Below are 8,857 nucleotides of genomic sequence, written 5' to 3'. Positions count from 1 at the left end.
CGACGCCGCGCATCGCGATGTCGCAGACCGAGCTCGGACGCAGCGCCAATGCCTCGCGCAAGGTGGTGAACCGCGCGCTCGGGGAACTGGCCGAGATGGGGCTGGTAGAGTTGGGCTATGCCGAAATCGCGGTGCGCGACGTGGCCCGGCTCGGCGCCTTTGCGGTGGGGAGCGCGCAAGCCTGATCCGGGGCGCGGGCCATGGCCGTGGACAGGCAGGCCTTGCGTGGATACAGTTCTGACAAGAGAGTGACGGGTGCCGTTCTCCTTTTACGGCGGTGAGACCGGGCCGCTTCAGGCCTCGAACCGCCAGAGCCGGGACGGCGAAACCGCGCGCGTCACGCGAGGTCACGGGATCGCGACCGCGAAAACGGCCAGCCGCGTTCCTATCTCTGCAATGACCGGAAGAGTGGGAGAGCCAAGATGTCACCAACCCAGACCCTGCGCCGCGGCCTTGCCGCCACGCTGTTCGCCGCCTGCGCCGCCGCGCCGGCCCTTGCCGAGCCTGCCGACCTCAATGTCGTTGTGCGGCTCGCCGACGGGGCGACCCTGCCGCCTGACGCGATGATGCAGGTCGAACTGCTCGACATTTCGCGCGCCGATGCCGCCGCGATCCCGCTCGCGGTGCGCAGCTACAAGATCGACACGCTGCCCGCAGAGATCCGCCTGCCCTACGAGACCGACGACGTCGACGCGCGCATGAGCTACGCGGTTTCGGCGAGCGTCGCGATGGACGGCAAGACCGTGCTGCGCACCACGACCTCGTTCCCGGCACTGACCCGCGACGCGCCCGAACGGCCCGAGATCGTGCTGGAGCAGATCGCACCCGTTGCAACGGAGAGTGACATGCCGGGCATCGCAGGCATTCCGTGGCAGGTCTCCGAAATCGGCGGCCGGCTGCTGGTGGTCGAGGACGCGCCGACCCTCGCCTTCGACGCCGAGGGCAACTTCGCCATGTTCGGCGGCTGCAACCGCTTCACCGGCAGCGTCGAGATCGGCGACGGCACGATCTCGTTTCCCGAGGCCTTTGCCGGCACCCGCCGCATGTGCCCCGAGCCGCAGATGAAGCTCGAACAGGACATGCTTGATGCGGTCAAGGCCGCCACCGGCTACGTGCGCAACGGCAGCCTGCTGAGCCTGACCAACGAGAACGGCGTGACGGTGCTGCGGTTGAACGAACGGCCCGAGTGATCGCAAGGGGCGCGGCGGGCAGCATCGCTCGCCGCATCCGTCGCTACCGGCCCTCGAGCCAGAAGATGTCGGGGTTGGCCTCGCAATAGGTGCCAAACTCCGCGAGGATGGTGCCGTAGCTCACGCCTTTGGCGGCGGCAAAGCCGCGCATGTAGGCGAAGATGAACTGCATGGCGATGACGTCATGCTCCGACATGTCGGCGGCCACCGCCGGATCGACGAGGAACAGCCCTCGCGCCTCGGCGCAGGTCGCCTTGGTCATCGCCCAGTCTTCGGCCTCGTCGACAGCCTGAAGCGTCTCGAGCCCGGCGCTGGCGAAGGTCGGAACCGCCAGCAAGATCGCTAGAAAGAGTTTCATCACTGGCCCCGAACTCCTCTGTGTGGTCCCGGCGCGGCTCGGCGCGCCGGGACGACCGTACGCCGGAACCGGCCCGCCGGGGAAGCGCGAAGACGCCCCGCAGCCCTTGCGGGGCGCCCGTTTCTCGCGTCAGGCGGCTTCCGCCTCGGGATGCTTGCGCACGTAGAAGCCGTAAGACAGCATCGTCATGCCGCTCGAGATCAGCTCGATGGCGAGCAGGATGCCCAGCAGCGAGACCGAGGCGGCAAGGAAGTTGCCGAACACCATCACCGCCAGCACCACCGAGATCACGCCCGACAGAAGCGACAGCCAGAAGAAGCCCGAACCGCGCAGGCTGAAGGCGAAGACGATCTTGAGCACCCCGTTCACGAGGAACATGATCGCCGCCATCACCGTCAGCGTGACGATGCCCGCGAGCGGGTGAAACAGCAGCCCGAAGCCCAGCACGATATAGGCGACACCCAGCAAGAGCCCGAAGATGCGCGCGCCCCAGCCGCCGGCCTTGAACGCCGCGCCGAATTGCAGCACCCCGCCAAAGAGGAAAATCCATGCCGCCATCTGTTCGGCCGCAACGGTCGCCACGAACGGGTTCATCAGCGCGAAAAAGCCGCCGATAATGAGCAACACACCAAAGATGATCCACAGGATTGAATTCTTCATCGTATTTCCTCCTGACTGGGGGCGTTGCCCCGTCTCCAATATCCTGACTATTCAATGGAAATCATGATATTCCTATCGAAAAGCGACGCCGCTTCCGAATAGCCGCGTTGCAATACAGAGCGACCTCGGCTGAAAAGCCGAAATATCTCGGACGAAAGGCCACGACTGCCAGGCCGGCGATCTGCAGTCGCGAACGGCGAAAGAGCGGGATACCCCCTCGCCGGATCGCCCTCGCAAGATCGCGCTCCCGCCGCCGAGCCGCGCAGTCGCGCGCGCCGCAACGCAGGCCAACCGCGTCCAGCCATGCGGGAATGCCGCAGCGCCAGCGCATCGCAAAGCGTTGACCGTTTCAGGTCGCGGCTCTAGCCTGTTGAAAACAGGTCAGTAGTCGGGGGTGACATGCGCTTTCTGAGATTCCTTCTCGTCCTCGTGATCTTCCTCGCGATCGCGATCGTCGTGCTTCGGCTGCTGTTTCCGCTGCCCGATCTCGAAGGCCGCAGCAACAGCACCCATATCCCGGTCTCCTCCGAGACCATGCTCGGCAAGGCATTGATGACCGCCACCGAGGCACAGCCCGGCAAGAGCGGCACCTGGCCGCTGGCGGACGGGCGCGAGGCCTATGCCGCCCGCATCCTGCTCGCCCGCACCGCAGAGCAGAGCATCGATCTGCAGTATTACATCTGGCAAACCGACACGACCGGCTGGATCCTGCTGGACGAGCTGCGGCAGGCGGCCGAGCGCGGCGTCCGGGTGCGGCTTCTGGTCGATGACAACGGCGTGCCCGGGCTCGACGCCGAGCTCGCGGCGCTCAACGCGCTGCCCGATGTCGAAGTGCGGCTGTTCAACCCGTTCACCCTGCGCGATCCCAAGCTGCTGTCCTACGCGTTCGATTTCTCGCGCCTGAACCGGCGGATGCACAACAAGGCGATGATCGTCGACGGGGCGGCCACGATCCTTGGCGGGCGCAACATCGGCAACATCTATTTCGACTATGGCAACGGCGTGCACTATTTCGACGCCGATGTGCTGGCGGTCGGACCGGTGGTCGAGGAGGTGTCGGACAATTTCGATGCCTACTGGGCCAGCGAGTCGGCCTATCCTGCCGAGCTGATCCTCCCCGAGGCGCCGGAGGGGCTCGAAAGCCTGATCACCGAGGCCAAGGTCGCCCGCGCGACCGCCGATGCGGCCGATTACGACGAGGCAATTGCCAACACGCCGCTGATCCAGAACATCGCCGACGGCAAGCTCGAGCTGGAGTGGGGCGATGTCGACTTCTTCAGCGACGACCCGGCCAAGGGGCTCGGCAAGGCGACGGCGGACGGGCTCCTGCTCTCGAGCATCATCGACATTGCCAAGCCGCAGCACTCCTTCGACCTTGTCTCGGCCTATTTCATTCCCGGCGATGGCGGCACCGCACTGCTCTCGGGCTTTGCCGAAGCCGGTGTGAAGACCCGGGTGCTGACCAACGCGCTCGCCGCCACCGATGTGGCGCCGGTGCACAGCGCCTACATGACCTACCGCGAGCCGCTGGTCGACAGTGGCGTCACCGTGCTCGAGCTGCGCCCCGAGGCGGAGCGGAAGAAAGAGCGCAACCTGTCCCGGATGATCGCTGGCTCGGCCTCGAGCCTGCATGCCAAGACCTTCACCGTCGACGGCGAGCGGATCTTTGTCGGCTCGTTCAATTTCGACCCGCGCTCGGCCCGGCTCAACACCGAGATGGGCGTGCTGATCCCGAGCCCCACCATGGCCAAAGGGCTGGCCAAGATGCTCGACAGCCCGGCGCAGTATTACCATGTCGAGCGCGGCGACAGCGGCGATCTGGTCTGGATCGAGACCGCCGAGGACGGCAGCAACACCGTGCTCACCAAGGAGCCCGAGACCGGCTGGTTCAAGATGCTGGTGGTGCGCTTCATCAGCTGGCTGCCGGTTGAGTGGATGCTCTGACGCATCCCGGGCGGGCTGCGGCAATCGGCGGTCCTGCGCGCGCGCTCTGCCCCGCGTAGGATTCGCAGCCGCGCGCATTCGGAGGAGGGAGACCTGCCATGCCGACCTGTCCAAGCCCCCTGTGGGGCCTCATACTTGCCGCCGCGATGTACGCCGCCTTCGGGCCCGCGCCGTCCGTCCGGGCCGAGACGACCTTGGCCGACATGCCCCGCGGCGTGCCCTATCTCACCATCCGCAACCGCACCGGGCTCGACGATCCGCGCGACTTCTACGGCGACGAGCGCAGCGATCTGAAGGCGGGCTGGTGCGACATCGGCGAGCGCCGCCTGCCGATGCTCTCCTCGGTGGCCGAGGCAGCACCCTTCTACATCCCGGAAGAGATCCTGCGCGTCGACGGCATTCGGGAAAGCGCGCCCGGCGATCTGCTCGATGCCTTCGAGGCCAGCGCCGAGGATGCGGCGCCGGTGATTTTCACGCACGGCTTCTACATCGATTTCGAGAAGGGCTGCCGCCGCGCCACCGCGCTGCAGGAGAATGCCGGGCTCGAAGGGCGGTTTCTCTGGTTCAGCTGGCCCTCGGATGGCGACGCGCTGAACTACACCCACGACGAGGCCGACCTCTACTGGAGCGTGCCGGATCTCGCCGACACGATCAGCGAGCTCGAAGCCCGCTTCGGGCCGGACCGGGTCAACGTGGCGGGCCACAGCCTCGGCGCGCGGGGCGTGGTCCATGCGCTGGCGGAACTTGCGAACCGCGGCACCGGCGAGCAGCTCGGCGAAGTGGTGCTGCTCGCGCCGGACATGGATTTTGGCATTTTCCAGCGCATGCTGCCGCGCATCCGTCCGCTTGCTGCCAGCATCACGGTCTATGTCACGAAGCGCGACTGGCCGCTGGCGCTCTCCGCGCAGCTGCACGGCTACCCGCGCCTCGGCGAGGCCGGCAATCCGGTCGATGAACTGGACGGGGTCGAGGTGATCGACCTCAGCGACCTGCAGGTGCGCAGCTCGTCGGGCCATCTCTACCACATCTACAATCCCGAGGTGGGCGACGACCTCGCCCAGCTCCTCAAGGAGGGGCTCCACGCAGCCGAGAGACGCAACCTCGTGCAGGATGGCCCCAATCTCTGGCGCCTGCAGCCGGCGCAGTAGCGCTTGCCCTTGTGCGCCGCACCTGCGACCGAATTATCGCCCGCAAGTCGCAATCCTTGTGGCGTTACGGCGGGTTCGGTGTAGCATCGGTTTCCGGGAGTATTTGATCAGCCGGATTGAACCATGGACGACACCACCGCCGCGTCGCTCTACACGCAGATAGAGCTGCCCTTTCTGTCGCTCAACACCTCAGCCGTCATCTTGCTGATCAGTCTGCCGCTCATCGCGGTGATCGGCTACTGGGGCGGGCGGGCGCGACGACGGATGCTGCTGCAGGCGGGCCAGGAAATCGATCTCGTGGTCGGCGAGACAACCCTCGCCGCAATCCTCGCCCTGCTCGGCCTGCTGCTGGCCTTCAGCTTCGGCGATGCGCTGAGCCTCGCGCAGGCGCGCAAGGCCGCCACGGTGAACGAGGCGGCGGCGCTTGGAACGGCCTTCCTGCGCAGCGACTACCTGCCCGAGGCCGAGCGCCTGCAACTGCAACACGCGCTTCTCGACTATGCCGAGACTCGTCTGCTGCCGGGGAACGGCGCGGTGTCGACGCCAGAAGACGCACGGGCGTTCCTCGAGCGCTCTCTCGAGGCGCAGGCGCGGCTTTGGCCGCTGACGCTCGAGGCCACGGCGGACCCGCTGCCGGCCCCGATGAAGGCCTTCGTCGCAGGCGCCATAAACGAAGCCATCGATTCCCATCTCTACCGGCTACAGGTGATGACGAGCCCGATGTCGGAGGTGACCCATCTCGTCCTGCTCGCCTCGGCCCTGATGGCCCTCTTTCTGCTCGGCAACCGCGCCGGTCTGCTCGGGCGCCGGCTGACCTGGCGGATGTTCGTCTTCTCCGGGTTCCTCTTCGTGGTGATGTTCACCATCATGGACACCCAACGCTCGAAGGAAGGTCTGGTGCGCTCAGACGACACGCCGATCCTGGCCACGGTCTTCGACATGCGCAAAGCGCTCGGGCTCGACGGCTAGGGGCCGGCCGCGCAGGGGACTGCGCCCAGCCAAGCGCACCGCGCAGATGAAGGGTCAGCCAAGATCCCGCGCCCAGCGCGCGATGGCATCGGCGGTGCCCGCGAGATGATCCTGAAGCGTCAGCCCGGTTTCGCGCTTGCGCGGCTTGAGGTCGTGATCGCCATCCTCGAGCCAGTGCAGCGCGATGGCCTCCGAGAGGGGGTATCCTGCCACCTCATCGCGCGTGCCGTAGGGATCGCGAGTGCCCTGGCAGATCAGCGTGGGTGTGCGCAGCGTGCCGAGATGCTCGGTGCGCAGCTTTTCGGGCTGGCCTGTGGGATGAAACGGGTAGCCGAGGCAGAGCAACCCCGCGATGCGCCCGGCCGCAAGCAGATCGTCGGCGATCATGCTGGCGACCCGCCCGCCCATGCTCTTCCCGCCGATGATCAGCCTGCCCTCGCCGGGCAGCGCCGCGATGGCGGCGCGGTATTCCTCGGCCAGCAGATCGACCTTGGGCGGTGGGCGTTTCGAGCCGCCGCCGCGGCGCCCGGCCATGTAGGCGAACTCGAAGCGGGCGACTCGGAAACCACGTTCGGCGAGCTCTCGGGCCACCGCCGCCATCCACGGCGTGTCCATCGCCGCCCCTGCGCCATGCGCCAGCAGGATGGTCGCGCGCCCGGGTTCGTCGCCGTCGAAAAGGAACTCCATTCATCCTCCGGATATGGAAAAGGCGCCCGATGGGCGCCCTTGTCTGTCTGCTGAGCGGCCTCTCACCGGCCGCCGCGAGACCTCAGTGCGTCCAGGCACCCCGCCGATCCACAGCGAAGTTCTCGGCATAGCCGCGCGCGCGCACGTTGGGCTTGCGCTTGTTGGGCTCCGAGACGGTGGCCTCGATGCCGTTTTCCTTCGCATAGTCGAGCGCCGCTTCCTTGCTGTCGAAACGCAGACGCACCTGGCTCTGGGTGTCGGAGGACGATGTCCAGCCCATCAGCGGATCGACCTCGCGCGGCGCGCTGGCGGCGAATTCGAGCACCCAGTGTTTCGTCTTGCCCTGGCCCGAGGACATGGCCGTCCGGGCTGGCTGGTAGATCCGTGCACGCATGGAATCCCTCCTGAAGATCACCAGCGTTATCCGGAATTTGGCCGATCAGGGCAAGAGATCAGCGCGGCTTTGTCGTGAAATCGTCGGCACCTGACGGCGGATCTGGTGCAAACAGCGGCTGGTCCGACCGAAAGGGCACAGGGGGAGCGAGGGGTGGGTATCGTGTCCTCTGGCGGGCCGGGCCGGCTGCTTGCCATTAAAAGGTAAGTTTCGATGTCCGAATTTTTCAACGAAAAAGTGTATCGCGCAGAGCATAATCACGGCGCTTTCGGTGCCCCTCAGGCGCAAAATCCCAACCGCTCAACCCTTTAAGGCACGAGTCTTGACCTTCCGGCCTCTTGCCCGTTTTCGCGGCACTGCAGCCTCCCCCTTGAATCTCGCCCCGGCGGCATCAATTCTTCACTCCGTCCGCCCGAGGAGCCGCGCCCGATGCCCTATGCCCATTCCGACAAGTCCCAGCCGATGCTGCACGCCCCCGCCCCGGACGTGCGCGCGCGCGAGAAGCTCGAGGGCGGCAAGCGCTTCGTCATGCATACGGAGTTCAAGGCCGCCGGCGACCAGCCGACCGCCATCGCCGAGCTCTCGGCGGGGATCGACGAGGGCGAGCGCAACCAGGTGCTGCTCGGCGCCACCGGCACCGGCAAGACCTTCACCATGGCCAAGGTGATCGAGGAGACCCAGCGCCCGGCGATCATCCTCGCCCCAAACAAGACGCTCGCGGCGCAGCTCTACGGCGAGTTCAAGGGCTTCTTCCCGGACAACTCGGTGGAGTATTTCGTCTCCTACTACGATTACTACCAGCCCGAGGCCTATGTCGCGCGGTCGGACACCTATATCGAGAAGGAAAGCCAGATCAACGAGCAGATCGACCGGATGCGCCACTCGGCCACCCGCGCCCTGCTCGAGCGTGACGACGTGATCATCGTGGCCTCGGTGTCGTGCATCTACGGCATCGGCTCGGTCGAGACCTACGGCGCGATGACGCAGGATCTGCACGCGGGCAGCGAATACGAGATGCGCAAGGTGATGGCGGATCTGGTGGCGCAGCAATACCGCCGCAACGATCAGGCCTTCCAGCGCGGCTCGTTCCGGGTCCGTGGCGACAGCCTCGAGATCTGGCCCGCCCACCTCGAAGACCGCGCCTGGCGGCTGTCGTTCTTCGGAGAGGAGCTCGAGGCGATCACCGAGTTCGACCCGCTCACCGGGCAGAAGACCGGCAGCTTCGAGCGCATCCGCGTCTATGCCAACTCGCACTACGTGACGCCGAAGCCGACGATGAATCAGGCGGTTATCGAGATCAAGAAGGAGCTGCGCCAGCGGCTCGACCAGCTGGTCAACGAAGGCAAGCTGCTGGAGGCCCAGCGGCTCGAACAGCGCACCAATTTCGATATCGAGATGCTCGAGGCCACCGGCGTGTGCAATGGCATTGAGAACTATTCGCGCTATCTCACCGGCCGCGCGCCGGGCGAGCCGCCCCCCACGCTGTTCGAGTTCATCCCCGACAACG

The 8,857-nt window shown here is 66.2% G+C and carries 10 protein-coding genes; 6 read left to right on the top strand and 4 right to left on the bottom strand.

Annotation, left to right across the window (positions count from 1 at the left end; translation table 11 throughout):
- On the top strand, positions 1-185 hold a 185-nt coding region (locus AC6RA4_RS20130), incomplete at its 5' end, for a helix-turn-helix domain-containing protein (RefSeq protein ID WP_500163391.1).
- 237 nt (positions 186-422) lie between these two features.
- The gene (locus tag AC6RA4_RS20125) at positions 423-1,190 is read left to right on the top strand and encodes an META domain-containing protein (protein ID WP_500163389.1); all 768 of its coding nucleotides are present in this window, start codon (positions 423-425) and stop codon (positions 1,188-1,190) included.
- Between the two features lie 43 nt (positions 1,191-1,233).
- Here the strand turns inward: AC6RA4_RS20125 and AC6RA4_RS20120 are convergent, their stop codons facing one another.
- Together AC6RA4_RS20120 and AC6RA4_RS20115 are read right to left on the bottom strand one after the other, a co-directional pair.
- A complete protein-coding gene (locus tag AC6RA4_RS20120) occupies positions 1,234-1,548 on the bottom strand; it encodes a hypothetical protein (protein ID WP_500163388.1) in 315 nt (104 codons plus the stop codon).
- Between the two features lie 129 nt (positions 1,549-1,677).
- Complete coding sequence (locus AC6RA4_RS20115) at positions 1,678-2,208, bottom strand: HdeD family acid-resistance protein (RefSeq protein ID WP_500163386.1); 531 nt, start codon at positions 2,206-2,208, stop codon at positions 1,678-1,680.
- A 399-nt stretch (positions 2,209-2,607) separates the two neighbouring features.
- Here AC6RA4_RS20115 and AC6RA4_RS20110 point away from each other — a divergent pair, with 399 nt between their 5' ends.
- From AC6RA4_RS20110 to AC6RA4_RS20100, 3 genes are all read left to right on the top strand, one after another.
- Positions 2,608-4,152 carry a phospholipase D family protein gene (locus tag AC6RA4_RS20110; RefSeq protein WP_500163385.1) on the top strand — a complete coding sequence of 515 codons (1,545 nt, stop codon included), beginning with the start codon at positions 2,608-2,610 and terminating at the stop codon, positions 4,150-4,152.
- Positions 4,153-4,250: 98 nt separating this feature from the next.
- On the top strand, positions 4,251-5,300 hold the full coding sequence (locus AC6RA4_RS20105) for an alpha/beta hydrolase (protein ID WP_500163383.1): 1,050 nt from the start codon (positions 4,251-4,253) through the stop codon (positions 5,298-5,300).
- A gap of 123 nt (positions 5,301-5,423) precedes the next feature.
- Positions 5,424-6,269 carry a hypothetical protein gene (locus tag AC6RA4_RS20100; RefSeq protein ID WP_500163381.1) on the top strand — a complete coding sequence of 282 codons (846 nt, stop codon included), beginning with the start codon at positions 5,424-5,426 and terminating at the stop codon, positions 6,267-6,269.
- A gap of 54 nt (positions 6,270-6,323) precedes the next feature.
- Here AC6RA4_RS20100 and AC6RA4_RS20095 read toward each other — a convergent pair whose 3' ends face one another.
- Positions 6,324-6,956: an alpha/beta family hydrolase gene (locus tag AC6RA4_RS20095; protein ID WP_500163379.1), complete on the bottom strand. Its 633-nt coding sequence runs from the start codon at positions 6,954-6,956 to the stop codon at positions 6,324-6,326.
- A gap of 82 nt (positions 6,957-7,038) precedes the next feature.
- A complete protein-coding gene (locus AC6RA4_RS20090; protein ID WP_007797505.1) occupies positions 7,039-7,350 on the bottom strand; it encodes an ETC complex I subunit in 312 nt (103 codons plus the stop codon).
- 429 nt (positions 7,351-7,779) lie between these two features.
- Between AC6RA4_RS20090 and AC6RA4_RS20085 the strand changes: the two genes are divergently transcribed.
- Positions 7,780-8,857: DEAD/DEAH box helicase family protein (locus tag AC6RA4_RS20085; RefSeq protein WP_500163378.1), on the top strand; the 1,078-nt coding region annotated here is incomplete at its 3' end.

The organism is Salipiger sp., from assembly GCF_059781815.1.
Note: the sequence above shows the minus strand (reverse complement) of the source record. Positions and strands in the feature narration are given on the sequence as shown.